Origin of the sequence: Haloarcula sp. DT43 (assembly GCF_037078405.1) — an archaeon.
Taxonomy (GTDB): Archaea; Halobacteriota; Halobacteria; order Halobacteriales; family Haloarculaceae; genus Haloarcula; species Haloarcula brevis.
The window spans coordinates 624,275-650,702 of sequence record NZ_JAYMGZ010000001.1; the positions used below are offsets into that span (position 1 = coordinate 624,275).

31 protein-coding genes and 1 tRNA gene are annotated in these 26,428 nt (G+C 67.5%); 24 read left to right on the top strand and 8 right to left on the bottom strand.

Features of this window, described 5'->3' with window-relative positions:
- The first annotated feature begins 9 nt into the window (after positions 1 to 9).
- The gene (locus VI123_RS03405) at positions 10 to 1,683 is read left to right on the top strand and encodes a type II/IV secretion system ATPase subunit (protein WP_336336651.1); all 1,674 of its coding nucleotides are present in this window, start codon (positions 10 to 12) and stop codon (positions 1,681 to 1,683) included.
- Positions 1,684 to 1,685: 2 nt separating this feature from the next.
- Complete coding sequence (gene flaJ, locus VI123_RS03410) at positions 1,686 to 3,434, top strand: archaellar assembly protein FlaJ (RefSeq protein WP_336336652.1); 1,749 nt, start codon at positions 1,686 to 1,688, stop codon at positions 3,432 to 3,434.
- A 256-nt stretch (positions 3,435 to 3,690) separates the two neighbouring features.
- Here the strand turns inward: flaJ and VI123_RS03415 are convergent, their stop codons facing one another.
- A complete protein-coding gene (locus VI123_RS03415) occupies positions 3,691 to 4,788 on the bottom strand; it encodes an aminopeptidase (RefSeq protein ID WP_336336653.1) in 1,098 nt (365 codons plus the stop codon).
- 325 nt (positions 4,789 to 5,113) lie between these two features.
- Between VI123_RS03415 and gnd the strand changes: the two genes are divergently transcribed.
- The 7 genes from gnd to VI123_RS03450 all read left to right on the top strand — a co-directional run bounded on the left by gnd (position 5,114) and on the right by VI123_RS03450 (position 10,824).
- Entirely contained in the window at positions 5,114 to 6,013 is a 900-nt protein-coding gene (gnd, locus tag VI123_RS03420; RefSeq protein ID WP_336336654.1) for a phosphogluconate dehydrogenase (NAD(+)-dependent, decarboxylating), read from the top strand.
- Positions 6,014 to 6,130: 117 nt separating this feature from the next.
- Complete coding sequence (locus VI123_RS03425; RefSeq protein ID WP_336336655.1) at positions 6,131 to 6,715, top strand: 2Fe-2S iron-sulfur cluster-binding protein; 585 nt, start codon at positions 6,131 to 6,133, stop codon at positions 6,713 to 6,715.
- Between the two features lie 59 nt (positions 6,716 to 6,774).
- Positions 6,775 to 6,847 (top strand) — tRNA-Arg (locus VI123_RS03430).
- A 178-nt stretch (positions 6,848 to 7,025) separates the two neighbouring features.
- On the top strand, positions 7,026 to 7,805 hold the full coding sequence (locus VI123_RS03435) for an SDR family oxidoreductase (protein WP_336336656.1): 780 nt from the start codon (positions 7,026 to 7,028) through the stop codon (positions 7,803 to 7,805).
- A 67-nt stretch (positions 7,806 to 7,872) separates the two neighbouring features.
- Positions 7,873 to 8,934: a zinc-dependent alcohol dehydrogenase family protein gene (locus tag VI123_RS03440; RefSeq protein ID WP_336336657.1), complete on the top strand. Its 1,062-nt coding sequence runs from the start codon at positions 7,873 to 7,875 to the stop codon at positions 8,932 to 8,934.
- A gap of 42 nt (positions 8,935 to 8,976) precedes the next feature.
- Positions 8,977 to 9,861 carry an NAD(P)H-binding protein gene (locus VI123_RS03445; protein ID WP_336336658.1) on the top strand — a complete coding sequence of 295 codons (885 nt, stop codon included), beginning with the start codon at positions 8,977 to 8,979 and terminating at the stop codon, positions 9,859 to 9,861.
- A gap of 60 nt (positions 9,862 to 9,921) precedes the next feature.
- Positions 9,922 to 10,824, top strand: a complete 903-nt coding sequence (locus tag VI123_RS03450; RefSeq protein ID WP_336336659.1) for an NAD-dependent epimerase/dehydratase family protein — start codon at positions 9,922 to 9,924, stop codon at positions 10,822 to 10,824.
- A gap of 14 nt (positions 10,825 to 10,838) precedes the next feature.
- Here the strand turns inward: VI123_RS03450 and VI123_RS03455 are convergent, their stop codons facing one another.
- Positions 10,839 to 11,072 carry a hypothetical protein gene (locus VI123_RS03455; protein ID WP_336336660.1) on the bottom strand — a complete coding sequence of 78 codons (234 nt, stop codon included), beginning with the start codon at positions 11,070 to 11,072 and terminating at the stop codon, positions 10,839 to 10,841.
- 206 nt (positions 11,073 to 11,278) lie between these two features.
- Between VI123_RS03455 and VI123_RS03460 the strand changes: the two genes are divergently transcribed.
- Both VI123_RS03460 and VI123_RS03465 read left to right on the top strand, forming a co-directional pair.
- Complete coding sequence (locus VI123_RS03460; RefSeq protein WP_336336661.1) at positions 11,279 to 11,611, top strand: hypothetical protein; 333 nt, start codon at positions 11,279 to 11,281, stop codon at positions 11,609 to 11,611.
- 59 nt (positions 11,612 to 11,670) lie between these two features.
- A complete protein-coding gene (locus VI123_RS03465; protein ID WP_336336662.1) occupies positions 11,671 to 12,999 on the top strand; it encodes a M28 family peptidase in 1,329 nt (442 codons plus the stop codon).
- 421 nt (positions 13,000 to 13,420) lie between these two features.
- On the opposite strand, the gene VI123_RS03470 is transcribed toward VI123_RS03465, so the two are convergent.
- Positions 13,421 to 14,137 (bottom strand): hypothetical protein, encoded by a 717-nt coding sequence (locus tag VI123_RS03470; protein WP_336336663.1) that lies wholly within the window; start codon positions 14,135 to 14,137, stop codon positions 13,421 to 13,423.
- A gap of 114 nt (positions 14,138 to 14,251) precedes the next feature.
- Between VI123_RS03470 and VI123_RS03475 the strand changes: the two genes are divergently transcribed.
- The 4 genes from VI123_RS03475 to queC all read left to right on the top strand — a co-directional run bounded on the left by VI123_RS03475 (position 14,252) and on the right by queC (position 16,590).
- Positions 14,252 to 14,542, top strand: a complete 291-nt coding sequence (locus tag VI123_RS03475; protein WP_336336664.1) for a hypothetical protein — start codon at positions 14,252 to 14,254, stop codon at positions 14,540 to 14,542.
- Positions 14,543 to 14,637: 95 nt separating this feature from the next.
- Positions 14,638 to 15,087, top strand: coding sequence for a 6-pyruvoyl trahydropterin synthase family protein (locus tag VI123_RS03480; protein ID WP_336336665.1), 450 nt, complete (start codon positions 14,638 to 14,640; stop codon positions 15,085 to 15,087).
- On the top strand, positions 15,087 to 15,869 hold the full coding sequence (locus tag VI123_RS03485; protein ID WP_336336666.1) for a 7-carboxy-7-deazaguanine synthase QueE: 783 nt from the start codon (positions 15,087 to 15,089) through the stop codon (positions 15,867 to 15,869). The genes VI123_RS03480 and VI123_RS03485 overlap by 1 nt, the downstream gene beginning before the upstream one ends.
- A 22-nt stretch (positions 15,870 to 15,891) precedes the next feature.
- Positions 15,892 to 16,590 (top strand): 7-cyano-7-deazaguanine synthase QueC, encoded by a 699-nt coding sequence (gene queC, locus VI123_RS03490; RefSeq protein WP_336336667.1) that lies wholly within the window; start codon positions 15,892 to 15,894, stop codon positions 16,588 to 16,590.
- A gap of 16 nt (positions 16,591 to 16,606) precedes the next feature.
- Here queC and VI123_RS03495 read toward each other — a convergent pair whose 3' ends face one another.
- From VI123_RS03495 to VI123_RS03510, 4 genes are all read right to left on the bottom strand, one after another.
- Positions 16,607 to 16,990 carry a methylglyoxal synthase gene (locus tag VI123_RS03495; RefSeq protein ID WP_336336668.1) on the bottom strand — a complete coding sequence of 128 codons (384 nt, stop codon included), beginning with the start codon at positions 16,988 to 16,990 and terminating at the stop codon, positions 16,607 to 16,609.
- Between the two features lie 51 nt (positions 16,991 to 17,041).
- Positions 17,042 to 17,320 carry a HalOD1 output domain-containing protein gene (locus VI123_RS03500; protein ID WP_336336669.1) on the bottom strand — a complete coding sequence of 93 codons (279 nt, stop codon included), beginning with the start codon at positions 17,318 to 17,320 and terminating at the stop codon, positions 17,042 to 17,044.
- 67 nt (positions 17,321 to 17,387) lie between these two features.
- Positions 17,388 to 18,047, bottom strand: coding sequence for a helix-turn-helix domain-containing protein (locus VI123_RS03505; RefSeq protein ID WP_336336670.1), 660 nt, complete (start codon positions 18,045 to 18,047; stop codon positions 17,388 to 17,390).
- A 221-nt stretch (positions 18,048 to 18,268) separates the two neighbouring features.
- A complete protein-coding gene (locus tag VI123_RS03510; protein ID WP_407066985.1) occupies positions 18,269 to 18,820 on the bottom strand; it encodes a deoxyuridine 5'-triphosphate nucleotidohydrolase in 552 nt (183 codons plus the stop codon).
- A 60-nt stretch (positions 18,821 to 18,880) separates the two neighbouring features.
- On the opposite strand from VI123_RS03510, the gene VI123_RS03515 reads away from it, so the two are divergent.
- The 9 genes from VI123_RS03515 (at position 18,881) to VI123_RS03555 (ending at position 25,664) form a co-directional block, all read left to right on the top strand.
- Positions 18,881 to 20,854 (top strand): aconitate hydratase, encoded by a 1,974-nt coding sequence (locus tag VI123_RS03515; protein WP_336336672.1) that lies wholly within the window; start codon positions 18,881 to 18,883, stop codon positions 20,852 to 20,854.
- 132 nt (positions 20,855 to 20,986) lie between these two features.
- Positions 20,987 to 21,190, top strand: a complete 204-nt coding sequence (locus VI123_RS03520; protein WP_336336673.1) for a hypothetical protein — start codon at positions 20,987 to 20,989, stop codon at positions 21,188 to 21,190.
- 272 nt (positions 21,191 to 21,462) lie between these two features.
- Positions 21,463 to 21,954 carry a ribosomal protein S18-alanine N-acetyltransferase gene (gene rimI / locus VI123_RS03525; protein ID WP_336336674.1) on the top strand — a complete coding sequence of 164 codons (492 nt, stop codon included), beginning with the start codon at positions 21,463 to 21,465 and terminating at the stop codon, positions 21,952 to 21,954.
- Positions 21,955 to 22,002: 48 nt separating this feature from the next.
- A complete protein-coding gene (locus tag VI123_RS03530) occupies positions 22,003 to 22,440 on the top strand; it encodes a DUF5810 domain-containing protein (protein ID WP_336336675.1) in 438 nt (145 codons plus the stop codon).
- Between the two features lie 23 nt (positions 22,441 to 22,463).
- Positions 22,464 to 22,877 (top strand): DUF5809 family protein, encoded by a 414-nt coding sequence (locus VI123_RS03535; RefSeq protein ID WP_336336676.1) that lies wholly within the window; start codon positions 22,464 to 22,466, stop codon positions 22,875 to 22,877.
- The gene (locus VI123_RS03540; protein ID WP_336336677.1) at positions 22,877 to 23,290 is read left to right on the top strand and encodes a hypothetical protein; all 414 of its coding nucleotides are present in this window, start codon (positions 22,877 to 22,879) and stop codon (positions 23,288 to 23,290) included. The genes VI123_RS03535 and VI123_RS03540 overlap by 1 nt, the downstream gene beginning before the upstream one ends.
- Positions 23,287 to 23,829, top strand: a complete 543-nt coding sequence (locus tag VI123_RS03545; protein WP_336336678.1) for an NUDIX hydrolase — start codon at positions 23,287 to 23,289, stop codon at positions 23,827 to 23,829. The genes VI123_RS03540 and VI123_RS03545 overlap by 4 nt, the downstream gene beginning before the upstream one ends.
- Before the next feature lie 38 nt (positions 23,830 to 23,867).
- Positions 23,868 to 24,251 (top strand): rhodanese-like domain-containing protein, encoded by a 384-nt coding sequence (locus tag VI123_RS03550; RefSeq protein ID WP_336336679.1) that lies wholly within the window; start codon positions 23,868 to 23,870, stop codon positions 24,249 to 24,251.
- An 87-nt stretch (positions 24,252 to 24,338) separates the two neighbouring features.
- Positions 24,339 to 25,664 (top strand): glutamine synthetase family protein, encoded by a 1,326-nt coding sequence (locus VI123_RS03555; protein ID WP_336336680.1) that lies wholly within the window; start codon positions 24,339 to 24,341, stop codon positions 25,662 to 25,664.
- Here VI123_RS03555 and VI123_RS03560 read toward each other — a convergent pair.
- Positions 25,661 to 26,410, bottom strand: a complete 750-nt coding sequence (locus VI123_RS03560; protein WP_336336681.1) for a helix-turn-helix domain-containing protein — start codon at positions 26,408 to 26,410, stop codon at positions 25,661 to 25,663. The two genes, VI123_RS03555 and VI123_RS03560, sit on opposite strands and share 4 nt — an antisense overlap.
- Positions 26,411 to 26,428 lie beyond the last annotated feature (18 nt).

The window sequence follows — 26,428 nt, forward strand, 5'->3', positions numbered from 1 at the left end:
ACATAAGACATGACAGACCACGGACGTGCGAAACCGTCGGACGAGCTTCGACAGATGGCAGCACGGCGGCCCCACCTCCGGGACCACCTGAAGAAGTTCAAGCAGATTACCGGTGAGTTCCCGATGCTCATCGACGAGGCCGACGACGAGTACGAGACCAACCGGCCGAACGTGCTCTACCCGGTCGGCGGCCCCATCTTCTGTCACATCTACGGCGACGTGGGCCAGGACATGAAGTACTACGCCATCGAGCCGGAGCTCGACGAGGACGAGCGGGCCGTCTTCGGAAAGGTCCGGAACCGCCTGCTCCAGCGCAGCGTCAACAAGCCCGCCCCCGAAAACGAGGCCCAGTTCGACGACCGCATCGAGGAACTGCTCCAGGAGACGACGAAAATCCGGGACGAGGACAGCGACAGCGGCGTCCTCACGCGCCTGTCGAGCCTGACCGACGTGAGCAGCGTCGAGGTTACCCAGGAGACCTACGAGAACATCCTCTACCGGCTGAACCGCGACATCGTCGGCCTCGGCCCGCTCGAACCGGTCATGCGCGACCCGGCCAACGAGGACATCCACGTCATCGGCCGCAGCGAGTGCCACGTCGACCACGGGGTCTACGGGATGCTGGAGACCACTGTCGAGTGGGAGAGCGAGGAGGCCTTCGACCAGTGGCTCCGCAACATGGGCGAGCGGATGGGCGACCCGGTCTCCGACTCGGACCCCATCGTCGACTCGACGCTGCCGGACGGGTCGCGTCTGAACCTCATCTACTCCGACGACGTGAGCCTGAAAGGTCCCTCGCTCACCATCCGCCAGGGCGACGACGTGCCCCTCTCCATCTTCCAGATTACCAAGTGGATGACGCTGTCGCCGCAGCTGGCGGCGTACCTCTGGCTCTGTCTGGAGAACGAGCAGACGGTGTTCGTCGTCGGAGAGACGGCGTCCGGGAAGACGACGACGCTGAACGCCATCACTTCGTTCATTCCCGACGACGCCAAAATCTACACCGCGGAGGACACCGCCGAGGTGCTGCCCCCGCACAACACCTGGCAGCAGCTCCTGACTCGCGAGGGCGAGGACGAGGGGACCAGCATCGACATGTTCGACCTGGTCGCGGCCGCGCTGCGGTCCCGCCCCGACTACATCATCGTCGGGGAGGTTCGTGGCGAGGAGGGGCGGATGGCGTTCCAGGCCGCCCAGACCGGCCACCCGGTGATGCTGACCTTCCACGCCAGCGACATCGTCTCGATGATTCAGCGCTTCACCGGCGAACCCATCAACGTCCCCGAGACGTTCATGGACGTGGCCGACGTGGCGCTGTTCCAGAACCGCGTCAAGCAGGGCGACCAGGTCCTGCGCCGCGTGACCAGCGTCCAGGAGATTGAGGGGTACTCCAAGGAGATGGACGGCGTCGTCACCCGGCAGGTGTTCAACTGGGACCCCGTCGAGGACGAAATCATCTTCCAGGGGATGAACAACTCCTTCGTTCTCGAAGAGCAGATAGCGACGCTCTTGGGGTACGAGGACACGCGTGACATCTACGACGACCTCCAGTTCCGCGCGGACCTCATCGAGCGGGCCATCCAGGAGGGTATTCTGGGCTACCACGAGGTCAACGACTTCATCTCCGACTTCCAGCGCGACGGCGTCGAGGGCATCCCGTTCAACATGGCCAGACCGGACTAACGATGGCACAGGGCGAAGCTGAGAGCGACCTCGACCTGACGATTTCCGAGACGATACAGTCCCTCGTCGAGTCCTACCGCCAGATGTCGATTCCGCTGGAGCGGTACCTCTTTTTCATCCTGCTGCCGGCCGCCGCCTTCTTTGTCGTCTCCACGGTCGTCGCTGCTCTGGTCGACCTGCCGCTCGCCATCCGGGCCCCGATTCCCCTGCTTGGACTCCTGGTGATAGCGTCGGCGGTCTTCTACCCCAAAATCCTGTTGAGCCAGCGCAAGCGCGAACTCAACAACCGGTTTCACCTGCTTATCACGCACATGACCGTGCTGGCGACGACGAAGATAGACCGGATGGAGGTGTTCCGGACGCTGGCCGAGGAAGACGAGTACGGCGAACTCGCCATGGAGATGCACCGCATCGTCCAGCTGGTCGACACCTGGAACCTGAGCCTCGACGACGCCTGTCGCCGCCGCGCCAAGCAGGTCCCGAGCCGCGCCGTCTCCGATTTCTTCGACCGCCTCGCGTACACGCTCGGGGCCGGCCAGGGACTGGACGACTACCTCCTGACCGAACAGGAGCAGATAATCCAGCACTACTCGACGGTGTACACCAGCTCCCTCGACAGCCTGGAAGTGATGAAGGACCTCTACCTGTCGATGATTCTGTCGATGACGTTCGCGCTGGTGTTCGCCGTCGTCCTCCCGGTGTTGACCGGGACGAACCCGACGATGACGGTCAGCGCCGTCATCGTGATGTTCGTGTTCGTCCAGACCGGCTTCTACCTCGCCATCCGCTCGATGGCCCCCTACGACCCGGTGTGGTTCCACCCGGAAGACTACCCGTCGCCGGTCGAGTCGAAGCTCAACAAGTCGATGGTCGCGGGCGTGTCGCTGTCGCTGGTGCTCGTCTTCATCACGATGGGCGGGATGCTCGGCGTCTCCCCGGTCACGCTGAACGACCTCTTTTTCATGTTCGACTCGGTGCCGCTGCCCTTCTACGCCGCCGCGCCGATAACGCCGATGCTCATCCCCGGGCTCGTCTTCCGCCAGGAGGAACAGCGCATCAAGGACCGGGACTCGGAGTTCCCGAACTTCATCCGCGCGCTCGGGGCGACCGAGGGCGCGAAGCAGTCCACGACCGGCGCGGTGCTTCGCACCCTCCGGAAGAAGGACTTCGGCGCGCTCTCCCCGAACATCGACAACCTCTACAAGCGGCTGAACATGCGCATCGAGCCGACGGCCGCCTGGCGGTTTTTCACCGCCGACTGCCGTTCCTACCTCATCCAGACCTTCTCCGAGATGTACCTCATCGGCCGCGAGATGGGTGGGTCGCCCAAGCAACTGGGCGAACTCATCTCCGAGAACATGAACGAGGTGTTGCAACTGCGCCAGAAGCGCAAGCAGGCGACGACGACGCTCGTCGGCCTGCTGTACGGGATGACCGCCGCCTCGACGTTCGCCTTCTTCATCGGTCTGCAGGTCGTCAACATCCTTGCCGACATGTCGCTCAATCTGAGCACCGGGAGCCGGCTCGACGCCGCCTCGCTCATCAACACCAGCGTCTACAACATCCCGCTCATCGAGTTCCTGCTCATCATCATCATCATGTTCGGCGCGATGCTGTCGTCGCTGATGATACGGACTGTCGACGGCGGCCACAACGCCAACACCTACATGCACTACGTCGTCCTCTCGTGGATTGGCGCGCTCACCGGGACGTTCACGAAGTGGCTGGTGTCGCAATTCCTTGCAATCTGAAAGTACCTTTTTACTTCGTCGCCCTTCCTCGCGGCGCGTTGCGCCGCTGTGGGAGGGCTCCTCGCAATAATCTACGCTAAAAACGGCCTCCGAGTCGCGGCCGGTGGCCGCGCTCGGAGTGAAACCGCTCGCTCCGCTCGCGGTACATCGTCAGCACAGCCTCCGCATACCTGCCCTTCCCCGGGTCGCGCCACGCAGGGCGCTCCCGGCCCACAGCAGCGCAATAGCCGTTCCCGGCCTACGGAATCGAGCTCTGTTACCCCTCGAACCCGTCTTCCCACCGGAACAGCCCGTCTCGCTGGACGACCTCGCCGTCGACTTCGAGGCGCGACCCCTCGCCCATCGTCGTGATGAGGTCCTCGTGGACGGCGCTGTCGTTGCCGGACTCGCCGTCGGGCAGGCAGGCGTCGTACGCGCGCCCGAGCGCGAGGTGGACGGTCCCGCCCATCTTCTCGTCGAAGAGGATGTTGTCGGTGATTCGGTCGACGCCGCGGTTCATCCCGATGCCGAGTTCGCCCAGTTGGCGGGAGCCGCCGTCCGTCTGGATAATATCGTCGATGACCGCCTCGCCCTGCTCGGCCGACCAGTCGACGACGACGCCGTCCTTGAACGTCATCTCGACGTTTCTCACCCGGCGGCCCTGGATGGTCATCGGCACGTCGAAGGTGACGACGCCGGCGGTGTCGTAGGGCGCGGTGAACACCTCGCCGGATGGGAGGTTGTGCGAGTCGTAGGCCACGCTGGCGGCGGAGTTGACGGCGATGCGGCCGTCGATGAACAGCGTCAGGTCCGTGCCATCGGCGACGATGCGGACCTGCTCGCCGTCGTCGAGAATCTCCTTCAGCCGGGCCTGTTCCTCCGCCAGCGCCTCCCAGTCCCGCAGCGTCGCGTCGTAGACGAAGTCGGCGTAGTCGGCGTAGGCCATGCCGGCCTGCTGGGCCATCGCCCGCGTCGGGTGCTGGGTCGACACCCAGTCGGTGTCCAGGCGGGCCTCCCGAATCGCCTGCCGTGCCGTCGAGTACGCCTGCCGACGGTCGCTGTCCACGCCGGCCGTCTCGGCGGTGTTTCGCGACCCCTTCAGGAACAGCACGCTGTCGGCCCGCTCGTACAGCGCCAGCTCGTACTCGGGGTTTGCCTCGAAATCGCCGTCGTGGGCCGACAGATAGGCCCGCGTGAGCTCGTCCGACTGGTACGTCGACAGGAGGTTCGCGCCGCGCTCGCCGAGCTGTTCGGCCACGGCGACGGCGAGGTCGTGAGCACCGTCCTCGACGGCCACGACCACGTCGTCGCCCGCCTCGATGCGGGCGCTCCAGTCGACGAGAATCCGGGCGTGTTCGCGTATCCGGTCGTCCATATCTCCACCAGGCGCGGCCGGACCAAAACGACGGTGGTCCCCGGGATAAGGGATGATGTGTGTGCATTCCGTGGGCTTTTTGCGCTCCGGAGCGGGAATAGATAGTGCAGTACGGGGCGGCGTTCGCGGCGATTGTGCGGCCGCGACAGCCGGTTGGTGACGGGCACACGACTGACGACGGCACGGCTGGTGTTCGTGCCGCGGTTTTCGCGCTACTGTCGGGACACTACGACGTTGTCACCGCGGAGTAGCGAGCAGCTGTGCGAGGACAGCCGCCAGTACGACGAACCGCAACCCCTACCTGTTCGGTCGGCGACCCCCCGGTATGGAACTTGGCGTCATCGGACTCGGACGCATGGGCCGCATCGTCGTCGACCGCGTACTCGAAGCCGGCCACGAGGTCGTCGTCTTCGACATCGACGAGGAGAGCGTCGCCGACGCGGCCGACGCCGGGGCTCGACCGGCGTCGTCAATCGCGGACCTCGCCGACCGGCTCGGCTCGGAGAAACGCATCTGGCTGATGGTCCCGGCGGGCGACCCGGTCGACGCCGCGCTGGACGAACTGGCCCCGTCGCTCGATTCCGACGACGTGGTCGCCGACGGCGGCAACTCCTACTTCGAGGACTCGGTGCGCCGCGCCGAGTCGACCGACGCGGCCTACCTCGACTGTGGCACCTCCGGCGGCCCCGCGGGCGCGGAACTGGGCTTCTCGCTGATGGTCGGCGGCCCGCAGTGGGCCTACGACGAACTGGTCCCCGTCTTCGACGCCGTCGCCACCGGGCCCGACGGCCACGACCGGATGGGACCGGCCGGCTCGGGCCACTACGTCAAGATGGTCCACAACGGCGTCGAGTACGCGCTCATGCAGACCTACGGCGAGGGCTTCGAGCTACTGGCGAACGGCCGGTACGACCTCGACCTCGAATCGGTCGCCAACACGTGGAACAACGGCGCGGTCATCCGCTCGTGGCTGCTCGAACTCTGCGAGGAGGCGTTCCGCGAGGAGGGCAACGACCTCGGGACCGTCGCCGACCGCGTCGAGGGCGGGTCGACCGGCACCTGGACCGTCCAGGAGGCGCTCGAACAGGAGGTTCCGGTGCCGCTCATCTACCAGGCACTGGCCGAGCGGTTCGGCTCCCGGGCCGACGACGGCCGCTTCTCACGCCGCCTCGCCAACCGACTCCGGTACGGCTTCGGCCGTCACGACGTACCGCGCCGCGAGTAGGGCCGACTGGATTTCTGTCCGTCCGTGTCGTGCCGAGGGCCGCCCCGTCTAGCGGTGTCGGCGGTGCTCGCGCGCTGAAACAACAGCTAATTAAACCAGTATTCCATAGCCGTGCACATGGTAGAACTCGTTGGACTTGCCGCCGGGGCCACGCTCACCCTGCTCGTGGTCGCGCTCCACTACGCCAAAGGGACCGGGTGGGAGGCACCGGAAGACATCTCCCAGGAGGTCCTCGAGCAGCGGGCCGCGACAGTCCCCGAGACGGACTTCCCGGAACCGTACAACCGCTCTATCGGTGGTGGCGGGGCCGCAGCGATTCCGGCCGGCGAGGCCGAAGGCGAACTCGGCGAGGGCGAAGCGGCCGAGGAAGAGGACGAGGGCTTCGACCCCGACGACATCGCCGACGACGAGGTCGAGTACTACGAAATCGAATTCGCCAAGGAGGGCGAGACAATCGAGGTCGCCAACAACGAGACGATTCTCGACGCCGGCGAAGAGGAGGGCTGGGACCTCCCCTACGCCTGCCGCGAGGGCCAGTGTATCTCCTGTGCCGGTCACATCGAGGACGGCCCGGCCGAGGACTACATCCGCCACAGCAACAACGACTCGCTGATGGACGACGACATGGAAGAGGGGTACTGCCTGACCTGCGTCGCCTATCCCACCAGCGAGTTCACTATCGAGACCGGCGAATCTCCCTGACCGCGGTCTGTTCTCGGGTTCACAACCGTTAAGACGGCCTGTCGAATAGCCAGTATCGAGGGCGGCTAGTTCAGCGGACAGAACGCCTGGTTCCGGACCAGATGGTCGGGGGTTCAAATCCCTCGCCGCCCGCTTTTCCTGCGAACAACGTGAGCAGTGAAACGCCACGCAAGAGGGTTTGAACCACGCGAGACGAGCGAGCGAGTCTCGCAGCCGGGTTCAAACCCCCTCCCTACAGCGAGGCCGTGAGCGACATCGCCACTACCTTTTATCTCGTTCCTCCGCGACAGTCGACACTGGTGTTACAACGATGTCACTTCTCGACGGCAAGACGGCCGTCATAACGGGCGGCAGTTCGGGAATCGGTCGCGGAATCGCTCGCGGGTTCGCAGACCACGGCGCGGCGGCGGTCGTCGTCGCCGATGTACGCGAGGACCCCAAAGAGGATGGGCGGCCGACGCATGAACTGCTCGAAGACGAGACGGACGCCGAGTCCGTGTTCGTGGAGTGTGACGTCACGAACAGAGCGGACCTGACCGAGGCGGTTGATGCCGCCGAAGCCGCCGGCGGTCTCGACGTCATGGTCAACAACGCGGGCATCTGGCGCGCCGAGGACTTCTTCGACGTGACCGAGGCGGACTACCAGCGGACGATGAACGTCAACCTCAAGGGCGCGTACTTCGGCTCGCAGGTCGCCGCGGAGCGGATGGTCGACCACGGAACCGGCGGGGCTATCATCAATGTCTCCAGCATCGCCGGGCTCTTCGGCAACGGGGACTGGCCGACCTACTCCGCGTCGAAGGGCGGACTGACGACGCTGACCTACTCGCTCGCGCACAAGCTCGGCGAGCACGACGTCCGGGTGAACGCGGTTCATCCCGGCGGAATCGAGACGATGATAGGCGGCGAGCCGAGCGACCCGGAGGCCGCGGCCGAGCAGGCCGAGCAGTTCACGCAGCTGGTGCCGCTGGGCCGCTACGGCCAGCCCGAGGACATCGCCGGGGCGGCGACGTTCCTCGCGAGCGACCTGGCGGGGTACGTGACCGGCGAATCGCTCGTCGTCGACGGCGGCTGGACAAGCTGGCGGTGACGGAGACCTGGTGTCTGCGCCCGGCTCCCCACAGCGTTATGTCGCACGTCACCGTCTGCCGTGGTGTATGCGCGCAGCTGTGTTCACCGGACACGGAGAGCCGCTGGCGGTCAGGGAGGTCGACGAACCGGAGCCCGACGCCACGGGCGTCGTGGTCGAGACCGAGGCCTGTGGAGTCTGCCGGAGCGACTGGCACGCCTGGCAGGGCGACCCGCTCTGGGAGTCTCGGGGGTTCTCGGAGGGGCACGTGTTCGGCCACGAGCCCGCGGGCGTCGTGGTCGACGTCGGCGACGAGGTCGAGACGGTCCGCGAGGGCGACCGCGTGGCGGTCCCGTTCAACCTCGCCGACGGCACCTGCCCGTCCTGCCGCCGGGACCTGTCGAACCTCTGTGACGAGCGGATTCCGCTGGGACTCGCTCCCGAGGCACCCGGCGCGTTCGCCGAGCGGTTCCACGTCCCGTGGGCCGACTTCAACGCCGTCCACCTCCCGGAGGGCATCTCGCCGGTCGAGATGGCGGGGCTGGGCTGTCGGTTCATGACCTCCTTCCACGGCCTGGTCGACAGAGCCGACGTGAGCGGCGGAGACTGGGTGGCCGTCCACGGCTGCGGCGGCGTCGGCCTGTCCACCGTCCACATCGCCGACGCGCTGGGCGCGAACGTCGTCGCCGTCGACCTGTTCGACGAGAAACTGGGGCTCGCGGCCGACCTCGGGGCCGTCGAGACGGTCAACGCCGAGCGGGTCGACGACGTGCCCGAGGCGGTGACGGCCGTCACCGACGGGGGTGCCCACGTGTCCGTCGACGCGCTCGGTATCGCCGAAACCTGCCGGAACTCCGTCCGCTGTCTCCGAAAGCGCGGGCAGCACCTTCAGATTGGGCTGACGTCGAGCGCGGAGGGCGGCGAGGTGTCGCTCCCGACCGACCTGATGGTCGCGAAGGAGCTCCAGTTCGCCGGGACGGTCGGGATGCCCCGGCCCCACTACGACGACATCTTCCGGATGATCGACCGCGGGAAGCTCGACCCGACGGCCATCGTCTCCGAGACGGTGCCGCTCGACCGGACGCCGGAGTTGCTCGACGCCATGACCGAGTTCGAGACGACGGGTATCCCGGTCATCGACGAGTTCTGACGGGCAAAACGACTTGGGGGTTCGAGACGACAGTACCGATACATGCGAGTGCTCGTCGTGGGTGCGACCGGATTCATCGGACAGCGTCTCGTCCGCGCCCTGAACGACGCGGGCCACGAGGTGGTGGCGTTCTCCCGGAGCGCGAGCGAGGAGTCCTTCCCGGAGGGGGTCGAGCCGTTCGAGGGCGACCTCGGCGAGCCCGACTCCCTCGACGATCTCTGTGACGGCGTCGACGTGGCGTACTACCTCATCCATTCGCTCACCTCCGAGAACTTCGCCGAACTGGACCGCGAGTACGCCCGGCGCTTCAGCGACATCGCGTCTGCGGCCGGCGTCGACCGGGTGGTGTACCTCAGCGGCATCAGCGGCGACGAGGCGAACCTCTCGCCGCACCTGGCGTCGCGGCGCGAAGTCGAGTCCGTGCTGGCCGAGGGCACGTTCGACCTGACGGTGCTCCGGGCGGCGGTCATCATCGGCCCGGAGAGCGCGAGCTTCCGCATCGTCGACGACCTGACCGACCGCCTGCCGCTGATGCTCGTTCCGAAGTGGGTCCGGACGCCCTGCCAGCCCATCGGCGTCGACGACGCCATCGCGTATCTCGTGGCGCTGCTGGACGTCGAGGAGACCCGCGGCGAGACCTACGACATCGGCGGGCCGTCGGTGTGGTCCTACGAGTCGCTGCTGCGACTCACCGCCGCGGAGAAGGGCAAACGGGTGTGTATCGTCCCGGTTCCCGTGATGACGCCCGGCCTCTCTTCGCACTGGCTCCGCCTGACGACCGACGTGCAGTACGCCATCGCCCGGCCGCTGGCCGAGAGCATGCGGAACCCGGTCACGGTCGACCCCCGACTGGACCTCCAGAACGTCGTCCCAATCGACCAGACGCCCATCGAGGACGCCGTTCGGACGGCGCTCACTGCGGCGTGAGGTCCGGCCGCGACGCCGCTCGGCGGAACTGCTTTGGGCCTGTGTGCTGCAGCCACACGCATGTCAGAATCGGTCGCCGTCACCGGCGGCAACGGCCGCCTCGGCCAGCACGTCCTCGAACACCTGTCCTCGGAGGGGGACCGAACGGTCAACCTCTCGCGGGGCGAGCGCGAGGAGGGGCACTCGGACGCGTACGTCGAGACGGACCTGCTCGCGACGGGTGACGTGTACGGCGCGCTCGCAAAGAGCGACGCCGACGCCGTCGTCCACCTCGGGACGGTGCCCACGCCCGACCACGCGCCGGGGCACCGGACCTACGAGAGCAACGTCATGACGACGTATCACGTGCTGGAGGCGGCCGGCGAACTCGGTATCGACACGGTCGCGCTGGCGTCGAGTTTCAGCGCCATCGGCGGTGGGTTCGAGCCGGCCCCCATCACCGTCGATTACCTCCCGGTCGACGAGGCCCACCGTCTCACCCCGTCGAACCCGTACGCGATGGGCAAGCAGGCGCTCGAGGTCGCCGCTGACGGCTTCGCGCGCCGGGGCGAGGCCGCCCCGGACACTATCACGTCGCTGCGGTTCCCCTGGGTCGTCGACGACGACCTGGCCCGCGAGACGTTCGTCGAGGCCGACCGGACGCTCGCGGGGTCGCGGGCGTCCGAGACCTTCCACACCCAGCGGAACACGCTGTATGCCTACGTCCACGCCAGCGACGCCGTCAGGCTCGTCGAAGCCGCCGTTTCGGCGTCGCACGACGGCCACGAGCGGGTCTGGGTCTCGGCCCCGGACACGAGCGCCGAGACGCCGAGCGCCGAGCTCGCGGCGGAGCTGTACCCCGACGCGGAGTATCGGGGACCGGCGGCCGACGACGGGAACCCCTACGCTGCACTGGTGGACACGACGAAGGCCGAGCGGCTGTTCGACTGGGAGCCGACCTGGAGCTGGCGAGAACTGGTGTGAGACGGTCGCGTCGCTTATGTGCGCCGCCCCGACAGCGCCTGCTGGAGTATCTGTCCCAGGAACCCGATGGACGGGACGACGAACACCGTCGCGTGCACCCAGGGGGCGTACGTGATGTCGCTCGGCTTGGTCGCGAGAAAGAGGCCGTAGAGGACGAGCATTACGACGACCCACAACACGGTGATGACGAGGAACGGCACGGCCTCCCGGACCGGTTCGGTGACCGTCGCTCGCAGTGTCTCCGACATACCAGGGTCGTCAGGCTGAAGTGGGAAAAGGGTACCCGCTATCGCCCCGACTCCGTGCCCAGTCCGACGCTGGCGTCGTCGCCGCCAGCCGCTCCGGGACCGCCTCGGGCGCGACCCGTCTGGCGACGTCCCCTCGGACAACGTACCGGGGGCCGGCGCTACTGGGCACGCTGGGGATTTATACGCAGAACCGGCTATATCCGGACATGACCCTCCTCCCGGTGCTGGCCGCCCTGTTCGTGTCACCGGTCGCGGTCGCGCTGGTGTACGCCGACGCCGGCCGCCGCGACCTGTCCCGCCGGTACCGTACGGCCGCCGCCGCGGCCGTCGGCAGCGCCAGTTTCGGGGGGTTCCTCGTCGCCGCCGTCTACGGGAGCGGGCTCTTTTCGGCGTCCCACCGACTCCTGGGCCTGCCCGCGGTCGCCGTCACGCCACTGGATTTCCTCCTTTCCCTGCTCCTGTTCGGACTCGCCGGCACCGCACTGGCGGTCCTGGGGTACGGGGTCGCCAGCCGGCTCGGCCCGCTCGCGGCCTCGTAACCGCCCGACGGCCGGCGACGACCCCCAATTTCAAACCCGGCACGGCCCCACCGAGAGGTATGGACGACATTGACTGGATCGGCGAGACCTTCACCAGCACGGTCGGGTGGGACCACCTGGAGGCGCTGGTCGATATCGGGAACCGGATGGCCGGCAGCGACGGCGAACGGGCGGCCGCCGAGGCGACCCGGGACGCGCTGGCCGCGTACGCCAGCGACGCTCGGCTCTCCGAGTTCGCGATTCAGGGGTGGGAGCGGGGCGACAGCGCCGTCCGCGCCGACGGGTCGCCGGTCGCGGCGCAGGCTCACGAGTGCATCGCCCTGCCCCGGTCGCCGGCCGGCGAGGCGACCGGCGAACTGGTCGACGTCGGCCACGGACTGCCAGAGGAGTTCGCTGACGCCGACTGCGAGGGGCGGGTCGTGATGGTCCGCTCGGACGTGCCCGACTGGTACGACCGGTACATCCACCGGCGGGAGAAGTACTACCACGCTGTCGAGGCCGGCGCGGTCGCGTTCCTCTACCGCAACCACGTGGAGGGCGTCCTGCCGCCGACCGGGAGCGTCGGAACGGCGGCGGCCCCCATCGGCGAGATTCCGGCGCTCGGCGTCGCCAGCGAGACGGGCGCGCGGCTGGCCCGTCGCCACGCCGGCGACGCGGTCACCGTCAGCGTCGACTGCGGGACGCCCGAGGCGACCAGTCAGAACGTCCACGCCGAACTCGGGCCGGACACCGACGAGCGACTGCTGGTGACCAGCCACGTCGACGCTCACGACATCGCGGAGGGGGCGATGGACAACGGGGCCGGGACGGCGATAGTCGTCGAACTCGCCCGGGCGCTGTCCGGCCGCGAGCACGAACTCGACACCCGCGTGGAGTTCGTCGCCTTCGGCGCGGAGGAGGTCGGGCTGGTCGGTTCGAACCGGCTGGCCGGTCAGGTAGCACCCGACGACGTGACGGCCGTGCTCAATCTGGACGGCGTCGTCCAGGGCCGGACGCTGAAGTGTTTCACCCACGGGTTCGACGCGCTCGCGGCCGCCGCCGAGGACGTGGCCGACCGCTTCGACCACCCCATCTCGCTCACCCCCGAGCAGGGCCCCCACAGCGACCACTGGCCGTTCGTGCGCCGCGGCGTCCCCGGCTATCACGTGACCAGCGAAACCGGCGGCGAGGGCCGCGGCTGGGGCCACACCCACGCCGACACGCTGGACAAACTGGAACCCCGGACGTTCCGCGAGCAGGCCGTCCTGCTGACCGAACTCGCCGTGACGCTCGCCGATGGCTCGGTACGCGCCGACCGCAAGGATCCCGGGGAGATAGCCGACGCCCTCGAAGCCCAGGGCCTCGCCGCGGGGATGCGGATTACGGGCGACTGGCCCTTCGACGACTGAGACACGCTGTCACGACGGCTCTACGGCCGGTATCGAGTACATACCAGATTTCTAGTATATCGGTCGCCTCTCGTGTTCGGCGGTGCTGGTGTCTGACGACGGAGTACAACTATTTACTCGGTATAGAAGTAACATATTTCGTAGGTTATTTACCATGTGGGTACATGGAAACCGATGGCAGGTCGACTGGTCTACGTACTGTAGCCCGCACGTGAACGCCGTCACCGGCGTTCGCTGCCAAGCTCCCATGCTTTCGGTCCCGCGGAGTCCGGGACCGAGTCGACGTGAGAAACGCACCTGCCGTCGTCAGTCAACACCAACACCAATACCTGACACGACGGCCGTCCACGTGCCAAGACGGCCGACGTGTCCACTTTCGGCGTAATCTTCCGAGGAGCACCGCCCGGTAGCCGGTGCCGTACTAACGGCGACCAGCGGCGTCACCGGCCGACGAGTCGTACGCCCGGTCAACGTCGGCTTTCGCCGCCGGAATGACCTGCTGCTCGGCCCGTCGCATCGACCGCAACGCCTCGTCTGTGAACTCGACGGTGAGCGTGGGCAGGGCCCGCGCGAGACCGCCCAGCACCTCGCCGGGGTCGATGGTGAGTTCGAAGGCGTAGGCGCTCCGGTCCTCCCGCAGCGGGACGGAGAACTCGAAGTGCGTCTGGACGATGTCCGCCGCCGTCTCCCGGTCGTAGGCCTCGGTGACGGCCGTCCAGAAGTCGTCGCTGTCGGCGGCCACCAGCGGCGCGAGGTCGTCGCCGAACGCACGCTGGCGAGCCAACAACCGCTCCCGAATCCGGTCCCGGCGGTCGCCGCGAACGGTGGGGCGGAGCGCGTTCCAGTAGATGTCGCTGGCGAGCACGTCCTCGGCGTAGGCGTCGAACGCCGCGTCGGCGGCGGCGTAATCCAGCACCGGCTCTAGCTGGTCGAGTATCTGCTGCTGGTAGGACCGCAGTTTCGGTCGGACCACGTGGCGCTCCAGCGGGCGGCTGTTTTTCAGTAGTTTGCTGGCGACGCGGCCGCCGCCCCCGCCCGACCCCCGGAGCACGGCCGCCACGTCGAAGGCCGCGTACGTCTCGTCGACGAACTGCGAGAGGTAGCGCTCGAACGCCCGTTCGACGGCACGTCGTGTCACACCACTCCCTGCGGACCGCAGTGACCTATCGCTTACGCCGGAGGCCACGTCCGCGTGACGTCATCGCTGTGAGTCCACCACCGGCGTTATCACCGCGTACGGCCAATCGCACGTGTGCCCGAGGACTTGCCCACCGACGTCCACGCGGTGCTGACACAACTCGTCGAGGCCGGGGAAACGGCCGTCGTCTCGGCGGAGTTCGACACGGCCCGGCGAACCGTTGCGACGGCCGAGACGGTCAGTCGGAACAAGCTCCCGGAGTCCGAGTTGCGGGCGCAGTTGCTCCACGGCTGCGAGCGCGCCCGTTCCACGCTGGCCGACGACCGTCCCGACGCTGCGGCCGAGTATCTGCGGGCGATGACCCGACGACTCGGGTCGGACGACCACGGGACCCCGTCCGGGTGACGCGGGCATCGGCGTTGGGACGCCGACCTGTGGTACCGACACACTGACCGCCCAGCTCCCGTGAGAGTTAAGCCACCGACCGATAATACCTGGATATGTCTCAGCGACTATCGAAGGCCGACGACGCGCTCGCCGACGCGGGCGAACGCGAACTCGTCGTCGGCGGCGACCGGCCGCTCCGTATCTCTGCGGGCCACCGACTGCTCCACCACGACGGCAAGTGCTCGCGCCCGCACGGACACAACTACGAGGTCACCGTCCGCGTCACCGGCGACCTCACCGACGAGGGGTGGGTCGTCGACAAGGGCGAAATCACCGACGTGGTCGAGGAGTGGGACCACCGCTTCCTGCTCGAAGCCGGCGACCCGCTGGTCGATACCTTCGACGCCAGCGGCGACGGCGACGCCGTGGTCGTCCTCGACCACCCGCCGACGGCCGAGGTCATGGCCGCGATACTGGAACAGCGCCTCGCCGACCGGCTCCCGGGGACGGTGTCGGACGTCGCCGTCTCCGTCCGGGAGACGAGCGAACTCTGTGTCCGCTGATGCCGGTCGCAAACGACGCGCCCGGGGTCGACATCCAGCGGACCGACGACGAGGCCGGGACGGGCGACCTCCCTATCAACGAACTGTTCCAGTCGCTCCAGGGCGAGGGCCGCCTGGCCGGCGTCCCGAGCGTGTTCGTCCGGACCAGCGGCTGTAATCTGCGGTGTTGGTTCTGTGACTCCTATCACACCTCCTGGGAGCCGACTCACGACTGGTTCGGCGTCGACGACGTGCTGGCCGCCATCGAGGAGTACGACGCGGCCCACGTCGTGCTCACCGGTGGCGAGCCGCTCGTGCACGACGCGAGCGCGGACCTGCTGGAGCGACTGGCCGACCGGGGCTACCACACGACGGTCGAGACGAACGGAACCGTCGTCCCCGACGCGCCCGTCGACCTCGCGAGCGTCAGCCCGAAACTGGCCTCCAGCACGCCGACGGCCGAGCGCGACCCCGCCGGCGACGGCGAGTGGGCCGACCGCCACGAGGACCGCCGACTCGACATCGGGGCGCTCGCCGAACTCGTCGAGACCTACGAGACGCAACTGAAGTTCGTCGTCACCGGCCGCGAGGACATGGCCGAAATCGAGCGGCTCCTCGACCGGCTCCGCGACGCCGCGTCCGCACGCGTGCGTGACGACGACGTGTTACTGATGCCGGAGGGCCGGACGCGAGCGGAACTGAACGAGACGCGCGGGACGGTCGCGGACCTCGCGCTGGAGTACGGCTACCGGTACACGCCGCGGCTCCACGTCGACCTCTGGAACGACGCACCGGGAACGTAATCAACTGCAACACACTATCACGATGACCGACGACACCCGCGCTGTCGTGCTCGCCTCCGGCGGCATGGACAGCGCCACGGCGGCCTACGAGGCACAGACCCGCGGGTACGACGATCTGTACCTGCTGCACACCAGCTACGGCCAGAACACCGAGGACCGGGAGTACGAGTGCGCCAGTGCGCTGGCAGACCACGTCGATGCGGCGGACTTCCTCCACGTCGAGACCGGCCACCTCACCCAGATAGGCGACTCCTCGCTGACCGACGACGCGATGGACGTGGCGGACGCCGACACCGACAGCGACGAGATTCCGACCTCGTACGTCCCCTTCCGGAACGCGAACCTGCTGTCGATGGCGGTCTCCTACGCCGAGGCCAACGACTGCGGGGCCGTCTTCATCGGCGCACACAGCGAGGACTTCTCGGGATATCCGGACTGCCGGCCCGCCTTCTTCGACGCCTTCCAGGGCGTCATCGACGCCGGCACGAAGCCCGAGACGGACATCGACCTCGTCGCGCCGTTCGTCGAGTGGTCGAAGACCGACATCGCCGAGCGCGGCGTCGAACTCGGCGTGCCCTACGGGGACACCTGGAGTTGTTACCGGGACGACGAGCCGGCCTGTGGGACCTGCGACGCCTGCACGTTCCGGCTGGGGGCGTTCCAGCGCATCGGCGAGCGGGACCCAATCGAGTACGCGGAGCGGCCCACGTACGCCGAGTAGCCGGCGGTTCCGACGGTTAGTCGTCTACTTCGTCCCGGGCCAGCCCTTCGAGGACGTACTCCGCCGAGGTCCGGGTCGTCGCCAGGGGCACGTCGTGGACGTCACAGATGCGCAGGAGCGCGGAGATGTCCGGCTCGTGGGGCTGTGCCGTCAGCGGGTCCCGGAGGAAGACGATGCCGTCCATCCGACCCTCGGCGACCTCCGCACCGATTTGCGTGTCGCCGCCCATCGGCCCGCTCTCCTTGCGCTCGACCGTGAGGTCGGTCTCGGCCATGATTCGCTTGCTCGTCGTGCCGGTGCCGACGAGGTCGAACGCCGACAGCGTGTCCTCGTAGCTCTGTGCCAGGTCTATCATCTCGGGTTTCTCGTCGTCGTGCGCGATGAGCGCGACGCGGGTCATACCAGTGGCTCTCCGGCCACCGTCTTATGTCATTGGGACGCCGCTATCGGGTCAGCCGTCGACTGCGACGTCCCCGTCGGCGGTAATCGTCACGTCGTGGCCTTCGACGGCGAACGTCAGCGATTCTGTCGTCCCCTCGGTGACGACCGCGCGGAGCGATTCGCCGTCGACGTAGGTCTCTATGGCGTCGATGTCGGCCGCATCCAGGTCCGTCGCGCCGACGACCGCATCGGCGATGACGTCGCCGGCGGGTTCGGGGCTGACCCAGCCGTCGGACCGCTCCGCGGTCCGGTTCCGCAGCAGATACACGGTCCCGTCGTTCGAGCTCATACAACCGTGTACGCGCTCTTCTTTTATAACAGCGGACGACCGGTTTCAGGGTCTGAAGTAGCCCCGTTCACTCCGGTGGCGAGCCGACGAGCGGCCGCTCGGGGGCCGCGAGCGTGTTCTGGACCAGCGTCCTGGTCCCGCGACGGAGCCGCTCCGAGGCGGCCTGACTGGAGATGCCCAGCTCGGTGGCGAGGTCCGAGAGAGACGACTCCCGGGGCACGGTGAAGTACCCGCGGTTGAGCGCGAGCAACAGCACCTCCTTCTGGGGGTCGGTCACGCCGAACTGCGGGGAGGCTTCCGTGTCGTCGGTGATGGTCTGGATGTCGATGTTGATGTCGCTGGAGACGAGAGCGTCGCGAAACGACAGCACCGAGCTCTTCTCGGGGAAGCGGGCGCGGAACACCCAGTCGTCCCCGGTCTGTGCGGCACCGAGCAGGAACCCGTCCGCGTTCAACAGGGCCTGTCCGATTGCGTGGACCGTCGTATCAGTTGTATGTAGTGTGTACCAGTGCCCGTCTCCTTCGGCTGCCACGTGGGCGTAGTCAGCAATACTCTCGTCCTGGGCCAGGTTCCCTTCGATGGCGGGGCGCTCTACGGGGCCTATCCAGGCGACGGCACGGCAGTCGCCGCTCTCGCAGTGGAGGCGCTGTATCCGTATCGCCGCTTTGCTCAGCGTCTCAGCTGTCCGCTGCAAGAGGGGAGCGTCGATGTGAAATTCTACTATCATGTATCACTGTCACGTAGCAACAATGATAAACCCCGGTCAGACAGTTGTCGTACCTGAAAGCGGTGCTTGTCTAATTTACGTGTACTGAAGGCTGATGACGGCATGGGCCGGGGTATAGTTGCTTCAAGCACCAATCGATAGGACTCGGGAAATCCACTTAAATTCCCGGCATGGCCTACCATGTCCCGTCGGTCGGACGCGCTCCCGGCCGTGCCTCCGTCTCAGAGATTCTCGCCCTGATACGACCCCTCGTAGGTACCGTCGTGAGCGGCGTCGGCGAGCACGAGCTGGGCGACCCGCGCGCCCCGTTCGAGTTCTATCGGGTGGTGAACTTCCAGCAGGCCCTCGCCCCGTCCCTCGTAGCCGGCGTCCCAGACGGCCGTATCGAGCATACAGGAGTTCCGAAGCAGCGACGACCGCGGCAGGAGGAAGCCGACGTGGCCCTCCGGGATGACGACCCGGTCGGCGTACTCGACGACGTAGCCGCCGCGGTCGAGGCGATAGACGCCGTCGTCGGCCTCGACTTCCCGCCGGTCGCCGACGGTCTTGCCGCCGCGCTCGATGCGCCCCGGTTCGACCTGTTCGTAGACCGAGCCGAGCGTGAGGTCGACGCCGTTCGGTTGCACCTGCGAGTCCCGCACGTCGCCGAGGGCGTCGGCGACGAACCGTCCGCTCTTGAACATACGGGGCTGTGCGTGGGTGCCGTGGAAAGACCTGCCGGTCCGACCGGCCGGTTGACTCGCTTCCGAGTGACGGACGGCACGGGTTTTTATATGAAAAATACGACGGAATACGCGGGATTTATACCGGCGCGCCATCCATTGACGCACGTTATGGGACAGACGCTTACGGAAAAGATTCTCGACGAGCATCTCGTCGAAGGGGAGCTGACACCCGGCGAGGAGATCGGAATCGAGATCGACCAGGTGCTGACACAGGACACGACCGGGACGCTCGTCTGGCTGCAGTTCGAGGCGCTCGACCTCGACGAGGTCCAGACCGAGCTGGCCGCCCAGTACTGTGACCACCAGACCTATCAGTTCGACTTCAAAAACACGGACGACCACCGCTTCCTCCGTTCCGCCGCAGGGACGTTCGGGGCCCACTTCTCGCGGCCCGGCAACGGTATCTGTCACAACGTCCACAAGGAGAACTTCGCCGCGCCCGGCAAGACGATGCTCGGCTCGGACTCCCACACGCCGACCCCCGGTGGCCTCGGCGAACTCGCCATCGGTGCCGGCGGCCTCGACGTGGCCGTCGCCATGGGCGGCGGTGCCTACTACATCGACATGCCGGAAGTCGTCAACGTCCGCCTCGAGGGCGAGCTGCCCGACTGGGCGACCGCCAAGGACGTCATCCTCGAGCTCCTGCGCCGCCTCTCCGTCAAGGGCGGCGTCGGCAAGGTGCTCGAGTACACCGGCCCCGGCGTCGAGACGCTGACCGTCCCCGAGCGGACGACCATCACCAACATGGGGACCGAGCTCGGTGCCACCTCGTCCATCTTCCCGACGGACGACCAGACCAAGGACTACCTCGAACGCCTCGGCCGCGAGGACGTCTTCGAGGACATCGGCCCCGACGAGGACGCCGAGTACGCCGACGAAATCGTCGTCGACCTCTCGGACCTCGAACCGCTCATCGCCGAGCCGTCGATGCCCGACAACGTCGTGCCCGTCTCCGAGGTCGAGGGCGTCGACGTCGAGCAGGTCATGATCGGCTCCTGTACCAACGGCGCGTACGAGGACATCCTCCCGGCCGCGAAGATGCTGGAAGGGCGCAACATCGACAAGAAGACCGAGATGATCGTCGCCCCCGGCTCCAAGCAGGCCTCCGAGATGCTGGCCCGCGAGGGCTGGACCGCGGAGATGATGGCGGCCGGCGTCAACTTCTCCGAGGCGACCTGCGGTGCGTGTATCGGTATCGGTCACGTGCCCGCCTCCGACTCCGTCTCCCTGCGGACCTTCAACCGCAACTTCGAGGGCCGCTCCGGCATCGAGGACGACAACGTCTACCTCTGCTCGCCGGAGGTCGCCACCGCGGCGGCCATCAAGGGCGAAATCGTGGACCCGCGCAACCTCGCCGACGAACTCGGCGACCTCGACGCGCCGGGTCTGGAGATGCCCGACTCCTACATCGGCAACTCCGAATCGGACCTCATCGCGCCGGACAACGCCGTCGACGACGAGCTCATCAAGGGCCCGAACATCGGCGACGTGCCGCTGAAGGACCCGCTGGAGACCGAAGTCGGTGGCGAAGCCCTCCTGAAGATGGAGGACAACATCACGACGGACCACATCATCCCGGCTACGCAGGACATCCTGATGTACCGGTCCAACGTCCCGAAACTCTCCGAGTTCACGCTCTCGCGCGTCGACGACACGTTCGCGGAGCGCGCACTCGAAGCCGACGGCGGCGTGCTCGTCGCCGGTGAGAACTACGGCCAGGGCTCCTCGCGCGAACACGCGGCCCTGTGCCCGATGTACCTGGGTATCGAAACGGTCCTCGCACAGAGCTTCGCCCGCATCCACAAGGCGAACCTGTTCAACTTCGGGATCGTCCCGCTCACCATCGACGAGGAGACCTACGAGAAGATCGAGCAGGGCGACGACATCGAGATCGTCGACGACGCAGCCGACGCTGTCAAGTCCGGCCAGGAAGAGTTCACCATCCGGGTCAACGACGACTGGGAGGCGACCGGCCACCTCGACGCCTCCGACCGCGAGCGCGAGATCCTCGCCGCCGGTGGCAAGCTCTCGCACACGAAGATGCAACACGACGAGGGCGGCGCGGCTCCCGCGGACGACTAACGCGAGGCTCCGAGGGAACCTCGATTTTTTGCGAGCGCGCACGTGAGTGGCACTGCCCAGCGACTGGGCTACCGGACGCTGCGTTAGCAGCCAAGCTGTGGAACTAAGTCCCGACTCCGCCTACCAGTCGCTATGACCGAGCCCTCTCTCCGCGAGTCGCTGGCGAACTGGCAGACCGGCGCGCTATTCATCATCGGTAGCGCCGCCGTCGGTCTCCTTGTCGTTTCGATCATCAGCGGGGCCGTTCCGAGGAGCGGGGTCGTCGGACTCCTCTCGTTCGCCGCCGGAGCCGTGCTGTTCTTTCTGGCCGCGTCGTACCTGCTGTACGGGCGGTGAGCGCGAGAACGGCGGTCGAACGACCTGCCCCGGACTGTGTCTCTCGAAGTGACGGCGGAAAGATACGGAAAGAGGGGTGGGGGTGGGGGTGGTGGCACCCAAAACGGGTGCGGTCAAACGTAGACTCGTCAGGCTAAAGAACCTTCCGGCGTTCCGTCCCTGACTCGCTGGTATCGATGCATGAATTATCAGCACCTATCGACAAACAGTCAGATACCGGGGCATCTTCGGGCGGCGATAACACATATGTAGGTCCGCGCCGAAACACGGACGTGACAACGGTCGCTCCCGACGGACCGGGGACGCCGGACGCACCGTCGGTCCGGCGCGCCGTCCGCGCGGACCTCATCGAGGTCCACCGCATCGAGCAGGCGTCGTTCCCACAGCCGTGGCCGTTCTCGGCGCTCGAGAGCTATCTCGGCGAGCCTGGGTTCCTCGTGGCCGAGACGGACACCGACGACCCGCCCGCCGTCGCGGGCTATGTCATCGCGGACACGGTGCCCAACCACGGCACGCCGCTGGGCCACATCAAAGACCTCGCGGTCCGTCCGGCCTACCGACGACAGGGCGTCGCCAGCGCGCTGTTGCGCCACGCCATGGCGGTCATCGACGAGACGGGGGCCGGCTCGGTCAAACTGGAGGTCCGGGCCGACAACGACGGGGCGAGACGCCTCTACCGGCGCTTCGGGTTCGAGCACCGCAAGACCATCCCGAACTACTACAGCAACGGCGAGGACGCCCTGGTGATGGTCCGCCTGCTGTAACGCGGACCCCGATACCATATACGGCTCCGTGCCCTTCTCCCGATACCGATGGGATACGCCTGTCCAGTGTGTGACGACCCGCAAGCCGACGACGTGCATCTGGCGAACCACCTCGCGTTCACGGCGATGACCGGCGGTGACGACCACGAGGCGTGGCTCGACGAGCACGTCCCCGGCTGGGGTCAGCTCGGGGAAGCCGAACTGTCCACCGAGGTCGTCGAGTACGCCGCGGAGACGGAGTTCCCGCAGGTGTTCGAGGACACCGTCGACCGCAGCGATGACGGCCACGAACACGACCACGGCACCGGTGACCTCCCTCAGGGTGCGGACCGCCACCGTGGGTCGAACGCGCTCAGCGACCACGACAGCGAGGTGCTGGCCGAAGCGCGGGACCTGACGCGGGAGATGTTGCGCGAGAGCGACGACACCGCTGACAGCGACGCGTCGTCATCCGACGCTGGCGAGTCCGGAGACGAAACCGAGTAGTCCCGCCGGCGGCAAGGGACCGTATGGAAACTGAGGGGCAGTTCGCGCCGGCATCGGCAGCCGAGGCCCGAGAGCGATACGAGGCGCTGGGGCCGACGGCGCAGGTCGTCGTCAAGGAAGTCGCCAAGGCGATGGGGCTCGACGCCGAGACCTACGAGGAGCGGGTCACGAGCGAGGTCGTCGAGACCGCCCGCGACGTGTTGTTCGCGGAGTCGCTCGCGGTCCAGGTCGGGACCATGGACGAGTTCGAGTCCTGGCGCGCGGACACGGACTGCGAGGTGACGCTGGTCGGCGCGGAGAACGTCGACCACGTCGTCTGGCACGCCGTCCCCTTCGCGGAGCAGGCCGTCGCGGCGACGTTCCAGAGCGAGCGCCGGGCCGCCGTCGGCACGCTCCGGCGGCAGGCCTTCGGTCGTATCTACCGCGAGGTCGTCTGATGCGCCCGGTCACGCGCAACACCCTGCTCGGCATCCTTGCCGTCGTCGTCCTGTTGCTGGCGCTGGGGGCGCTTCCGGGCCTGCTCAGGAGCGGCGACCCCTACTACACCGTCGCCACGCCGACCGACGGCGCGTACAGCGTCGAAAACGGGACGGCTATCAACTGGAGTACCCAGTCCGAGCGGCGCTTCCCGTACACGACCGCGGCGCTGGCCGACGCGTCCCCGTCGACCGCGGGGCAGTCGGAGCCGTACTGGCGCGGCCCGGTCGGCTTCAAGGGGGCGTTCACCCACTCGCCGTTCGACGAGCGCGACGCCTTGCGACAGCAGTACGGCGGTGCGGTCGTCGGCGAGGGCGTCGTCGTCAGCCACAACGGCACGTTTTACCACGTCGCGGTCCGACAAGACGTATGACCCGCGAACCGGCCCACGAGTGGCCCGTCGTCGAGAGCGAACGCGAGTACGAGACCGGCTGGTACACCGGCGGCTACGACCGGGTCCGCCAGCCTGACGGCTCCGAGAAGGACTACTACTGGGCCGAACTCCCCGATGCGGCCGTCGTGGTCGCCACGACCGGCGACGAACTCGTCATGGTCGACCAGTACCGCCCGACCATCCGCGAGCAGTGCCTCGAACTCCCCGCCGGCATCGTCGAAGACGACGAGTCCTACACGACCGCCGGGGCGCGCGAACTCCGCGAGGAGACCGGCTTCGAGGCCGCCGGCGTCTCGCTCATCGAGGCGTTCTCGTGTTCGACCGGCGTGCTCCGGCACCGCCGCGGCATCGTCTTCGCCGAGGGCCTGGAACCGGTCGACCGGGACCTCGACGACAACGAGTTCCTCTCCGTGACGACCGTCCCAATCGACGAGGCGCTGCAGGTCGCCCGCCGCGAGCCGGCCAACGACGCGACCATCGAGGGTATCTTGCTGGCGCAGGCCGACGGACTGTTGTAGTCGGTGAAGGTTTAGGCGTCGGCCGCTAGCGGCTGGATATGGACGGCGAAATCGACGCCGACGAGTTGCGGGCGAGACTCGAAGACGGGACGGTCCGGGTGGTCGACATCCGGTCGCCCGGTGCGTTCGAGCGGGGCCACATCCCCGGGAGCGAGAACGTCCCGTTCCCGTCGCTCGTCGACGAGGTCGAACGGTTCGAGGGCGACGACGAGGTGGTGACGGTCTGTCCCCACGGGAAATCGAGCGTCCAGGCCGCCCGCCTCATCGCTTCCTACGAGGGATTCGACGGCGACGCCGTGAGCCTCGCGCCCGGCCTCGACGGCTGGGACGGACCGCTGGAACAGGCTGACTCATCCGCGTCGGCGGGACCGACTGCTGCCGCCGACGACGGCTCCGACGAGGGGCCCGACGCCCCGTTCTGATGCCGCCGACTCGATAATCAGACAGTTGACCGCTCTCCATCCGCTACATCGGCAGAATAATCAGCCCACGCGGTTTTGAGAGAGCACATGAGCAGTTCACCGGATGACTTCGACACGGTTCGCCTCTTCTGGTCGGACATCCACGGTGTCGTGCGCGGCGTCTCAATGTCGGCCGATGCCTTCGGGGCCGCCCGCGAGGAGGGGATGGGATTCGCCAACGGCGTCGCCGAACTCACGCTCGAACCGGGAATGCTCGACGACCCGCAGTTCGGCCCCGAGACTGGCGACATGCTCGCGGTGCCCTCGGTCGAGACGCTCGCACCGCTCTCCTGGCGCGACGGCGAGGGAGTGGTCTTCGCCGACCTCCGGACCGTCGACGGCCGGCCGTTCCCGCTCTGTGCTCGGACCGCGCTCCGCTCCGTCCTCGACGAGTACCGCGACGAGGGGTTCGAACCGTTCGCCGGTGTCGAGGTGGAGTTCTCGCTCTACGCCGACGAAGAGGGCCGAGAGCCGTTCAACACGCGGACCTCCTACGACATGGCCGCCATCGACCGGGCGGCTGAGGTCATCGACGAGTGGAACGACGCGATGGCCGCGGCGGGCCACGACCTCACGAGCGTCCACCAGGAGTCACAGCCGGGTCAGTACGAGGTGACCCTGGAGTACGGCGACCCGCTCTCGACGATGGACGGAACGGTGTTCCTCCGGCACGCGGTCGGCGCGCTCGCCCGCCGGCGCGGGATCGAGGCGACGTTCATGCCCCGACCGCGGGGCGGCGAGGCCGCGAACGGGACGCACTTCCACGTCAGCCTGTGGGACGAGGCCGGCGAGGAGAACCGCTTTGCGGGCCCGGCCGACGACGCGCTGCAGTTCCCCGCCGGCCACCGGCCCGCGGACGGGGGGCTCTCGGAGACGGCGCGGCACTTCGTCGGCGGCGTGCTGTCGCACGTCGACGCGCTCACGGCCCTCTGTGCGCCGACGGTAAACTCGTATAAGCGCCTCGTCCCGGACATCTGGGCCCCGACGACGGTCGGGTGGGGCCTCGACAATCGCTCGACCGTCCTCCGTATCCCGCCCGAACTCGGGGCCGGTGCCCGCGTCGAGCACCGACTCCCCGATTCGGCCTGTAACCCCTATCTCGCGATGGCGGCGACGCTCGCGGCCGGACTGGACGGGATTCGGTCCGAGACGGTACCCGACGACCCGATCGAGACGGGCACGGCACCCGATGGGAACCGACTCCCGCGGACGCTGTGGAGCGCGCTCGACGCGCTGGCGGCCGACGACGTGCTCCGAGACGCGCTGGGGGCGGACCTCGTCACCGAGTTCGTGAAGCTCAAGCGCGAGGAGTTCGACCGGTATCAAAACAGCGTCGGCGGCTGGGAGACCGACGAGTACTTCGACGCGTTCTAGTCGCTGTTGGCGGCGTTGGCCCGCGTGCCAGCCGACGGACCGGCCGCGTCGTCTCGCAGGAGCGAGCCGACGGCGTTGAGAATCTTCGCTTCCGAGCGCCGGAGGTGCTCGCCGACGGTCGAGGTATTGGCCGAGTCCGTCGCCGCGAGATCCTCGATCCCGCAGCTACGCGGCGAGTCGTAGTATCCGGCTTCGACCGCGCTGGCGAGAATCTCCTGCTGTCGGGGCGAGAGGTCGGCGATGGCCTCCTTGATCTCGGCCAATCCGGTCAGGAACTGGTCGTGGTTCGGCGTCTTGAGCGAGTTCACCTCGACCGAGCCCAGCGACTGGAGTTCCTCGTGGGTCTGTGAGACGCTCTCGTGGTCGCTCGCCAGGACGTTCCAGTGTTCCGTGCCGTCGGTGACCGTCGGCGGAACGGTCGGGAAACACCGGTTCCGAAGGAGGACGTTCAGCACGGGCTCCGTGTCGGTGTCCGGGTCGTACTCCCCGGCGAGGCTGACGTAGGCCGTCTCCCGCCCGTCGTCGTAGCTGATGAGCCTGGCGGCGGTCATGATCGGGTGGTCCCCGAGCCACGCGACCAGCGGATCGACCCGGTCGGCCGACACGCCCGTCGCCTCGATCATCGTGATGCTGGTCCCGAACAGCTGGTACGAGTAGATGATGGTCGCCGACACTTCGGGGAACGAGTCGTTCATCGTCTCCGTCCAGCAGTTTTCGTGGGTTATCTCGAAGGTGTACTCGATCATTTCCGTCTCGCCGTTCGG

Bases quoted from the DNA above. Each gene is read 5' to 3' on its own strand.
- flaJ (WP_336336652.1), top strand. From the start codon at position 1,686: ATGGCACAGGGCGAAGCTGAGAGCGACCTCGACCTGACGATTTCCGAG.
- VI123_RS03435 (WP_336336656.1), top strand. From the start codon at position 7,026: ATGTCACTTCTCGACGGCAAGACGGCCGTCATAACGGGCGGCAGTTCG.
- VI123_RS03555 (WP_336336680.1), top strand. From the start codon at position 24,339: ATGAGCAGTTCACCGGATGACTTCGACACGGTTCGCCTCTTCTGGTCG.
- VI123_RS03520 (WP_336336673.1), top strand. From the start codon at position 20,987: ATGACCGAGCCCTCTCTCCGCGAGTCGCTGGCGAACTGGCAGACCGGC.
- gnd (WP_336336654.1), top strand. From the start codon at position 5,114: ATGGAACTTGGCGTCATCGGACTCGGACGCATGGGCCGCATCGTCGTC.
- VI123_RS03485 (WP_336336666.1), top strand. From the start codon at position 15,087: ATGCCGGTCGCAAACGACGCGCCCGGGGTCGACATCCAGCGGACCGAC.
- VI123_RS03535 (WP_336336676.1), top strand. From the start codon at position 22,464: ATGGAAACTGAGGGGCAGTTCGCGCCGGCATCGGCAGCCGAGGCCCGA.
- VI123_RS03465 (WP_336336662.1), top strand. From the start codon at position 11,671: ATGGACGACATTGACTGGATCGGCGAGACCTTCACCAGCACGGTCGGG.
- VI123_RS03540 (WP_336336677.1), top strand. From the start codon at position 22,877: ATGCGCCCGGTCACGCGCAACACCCTGCTCGGCATCCTTGCCGTCGTC.
- VI123_RS03455 (WP_336336660.1), bottom strand. From the start codon at position 11,072: ATGTCGGAGACACTGCGAGCGACGGTCACCGAACCGGTCCGGGAGGCC.
- VI123_RS03405 (WP_336336651.1), top strand. From the start codon at position 10: ATGACAGACCACGGACGTGCGAAACCGTCGGACGAGCTTCGACAGATG.
- VI123_RS03495 (WP_336336668.1), bottom strand. From the start codon at position 16,990: ATGACCCGCGTCGCGCTCATCGCGCACGACGACGAGAAACCCGAGATG.
- VI123_RS03480 (WP_336336665.1), top strand. From the start codon at position 14,638: ATGTCTCAGCGACTATCGAAGGCCGACGACGCGCTCGCCGACGCGGGC.
- VI123_RS03425 (WP_336336655.1), top strand. From the start codon at position 6,131: ATGGTAGAACTCGTTGGACTTGCCGCCGGGGCCACGCTCACCCTGCTC.
- VI123_RS03460 (WP_336336661.1), top strand. From the start codon at position 11,279: ATGACCCTCCTCCCGGTGCTGGCCGCCCTGTTCGTGTCACCGGTCGCG.
- queC (WP_336336667.1), top strand. From the start codon at position 15,892: ATGACCGACGACACCCGCGCTGTCGTGCTCGCCTCCGGCGGCATGGAC.
- VI123_RS03450 (WP_336336659.1), top strand. From the start codon at position 9,922: ATGTCAGAATCGGTCGCCGTCACCGGCGGCAACGGCCGCCTCGGCCAG.
- VI123_RS03440 (WP_336336657.1), top strand. From the start codon at position 7,873: ATGCGCGCAGCTGTGTTCACCGGACACGGAGAGCCGCTGGCGGTCAGG.
- VI123_RS03530 (WP_336336675.1), top strand. From the start codon at position 22,003: ATGGGATACGCCTGTCCAGTGTGTGACGACCCGCAAGCCGACGACGTG.
- VI123_RS03415 (WP_336336653.1), bottom strand. From the start codon at position 4,788: ATGGACGACCGGATACGCGAACACGCCCGGATTCTCGTCGACTGGAGC.
- VI123_RS03550 (WP_336336679.1), top strand. From the start codon at position 23,868: ATGGACGGCGAAATCGACGCCGACGAGTTGCGGGCGAGACTCGAAGAC.
- VI123_RS03560 (WP_336336681.1), bottom strand. From the start codon at position 26,410: ATGATCGAGTACACCTTCGAGATAACCCACGAAAACTGCTGGACGGAG.
- VI123_RS03445 (WP_336336658.1), top strand. From the start codon at position 8,977: ATGCGAGTGCTCGTCGTGGGTGCGACCGGATTCATCGGACAGCGTCTC.
- VI123_RS03515 (WP_336336672.1), top strand. From the start codon at position 18,881: ATGGGACAGACGCTTACGGAAAAGATTCTCGACGAGCATCTCGTCGAA.
- VI123_RS03545 (WP_336336678.1), top strand. From the start codon at position 23,287: ATGACCCGCGAACCGGCCCACGAGTGGCCCGTCGTCGAGAGCGAACGC.
- VI123_RS03500 (WP_336336669.1), bottom strand. From the start codon at position 17,320: ATGAGCTCGAACGACGGGACCGTGTATCTGCTGCGGAACCGGACCGCG.
- VI123_RS03505 (WP_336336670.1), bottom strand. From the start codon at position 18,047: ATGATAGTAGAATTTCACATCGACGCTCCCCTCTTGCAGCGGACAGCT.